Consider the following 1,525-nt stretch of genomic DNA (forward strand, 5'->3'; position numbering starts at 1 on the left):
TCGGTCAAGGCCAATTCCTTGAGGTAGACCGGACGGCGGTCTTTGAGGTAGTACCAGGACTCCAGTTTGGGCGCCTTGCAGTAGATCAACTGCGGTGCTTCGGCATTGGAGTACACCATCACCTCGGTCCTTTCCTTGTTGCCATTAAACACGTAGTTGGGGCCAGCGGCATTCATGCTGTCTTTTTCGGCGTCAATGCGCTTGACCAATTTATTGATTTCGGCAGTTGATTCCGGCCCTGTAATCGGAGGTGCGTCTACTTTGAGTAGGTCATTGGGACCAATTCCTTTGGAATCGGCATCGTTTTTAGCGTCATTCTTGCAGGCAAAAACGCCCAACACCAACAATACACACAGGATTAAAATGCTTTGGTTTTTCACTTTGTAAAAATTTAAAACGAAGAAATGTAGCCCAGTATGTGCTGGGAATTATACTAACAAACGCAGTACAGTTGCATTTATTTTTCCATACCACCGGATTGCCCTGGGGCGGTAGCTGAATACAGAATCAGTGCCGAATAGGCCGGAACCAGCACGCCCGTATTGCGCAAAACGGGTGGATTTTTGGTATCGATCAATTCACCATTGCCAACCACTTTCCATTCCGAGCGCGGCAAAGTGGCCACCTGTACCTTGTCGGAACCATTGTAGATCACGGCAATGGTGTGCCAGGGATCGCCATTGGCATGGTTGGACAAGAGGAAACCCGTAAAGTTGTCTTCATTGGTAGGAATGAAACTCAGGTGCTCCCGAATCATCGCCGCCGAGGTCATGCGGAAGGCGGGGTGCGCTTTACGCAATGAAATCAGCGCTTTGACATAGTCGTATATGGTTTGGTACTGAAACTTGCGGTTCCAATCCAGTTGGTTCACCTCGTCGGGTTTGTTGTAAGAGTTTTCTTCGCCATTTTTGGTCACCACCATTTCCGTACCCGCCTGAAGGAATGGAACACCTTGAGCAGTAAGCACCATGCTCACCGCCAGTCGGTACATCTTGATGCGCTCTTCATCCAGCAACATGGGATTGTTGATGGCCAGGCGATCCCAGAGGGTATGGTTGTCGTGACAGGAAGCGTAAGTGATGGTTTGATCCGGGCCATTGGCCCAGGGCGCCTTGGAGTAATTGACCTTGGTGTAATCCACCTCAGGGTGCCAGGTAGAGGCTACTACGCCAAACTTGATGCTTTCTTTGAAGCCGCCGTTGTTGCTCACAAATCCTTTTTCGGTATGGTTGAATACCGATCCACGAATGCCGTCCCGGAAATCATCGCTAAACGCAGCGACTTTGTCCAGTTTCAGCACATTGGCTTTGATGGCCTTTTGATTGTCAGGCAAGGGCGATCCGCCTGCTGTCCAGCCTTCGCCGTATAAAAAGATGGTCGGATCAATTTCATGCACCGCTTTGCTGATCTGGTTCATGGTTTCGATGTCGTGGATGCCCATCAAATCGAAACGGAAACCATCCACGTGGTATTCTTTGACCCAATGCAGTACCGATTCGATGATGAATTTGCGCACCATCGGGCG

At 49.9% G+C, this 1,525-nt stretch carries 1 protein-coding gene and 1 pseudogene; both read right to left on the reverse strand.

Annotation, left to right across the window (positions count from 1 at the left end):
• A partial coding sequence (locus tag ABW391_RS18605; protein ID WP_353483414.1) for a hypothetical protein occupies positions 1–380 on the reverse strand: 380 nt, incomplete at its 3' end.
• 77 nt (positions 381–457) lie between these two features.
• A pseudogene (locus ABW391_RS18610) lies at positions 458–1,525 on the reverse strand (type I pullulanase); the annotation flags it as partial.

It is taken from the genome of Haliscomenobacter sp., from assembly GCF_040403615.1.
Classification (GTDB): domain Bacteria; phylum Bacteroidota; class Bacteroidia; order Chitinophagales; family Saprospiraceae; genus Haliscomenobacter.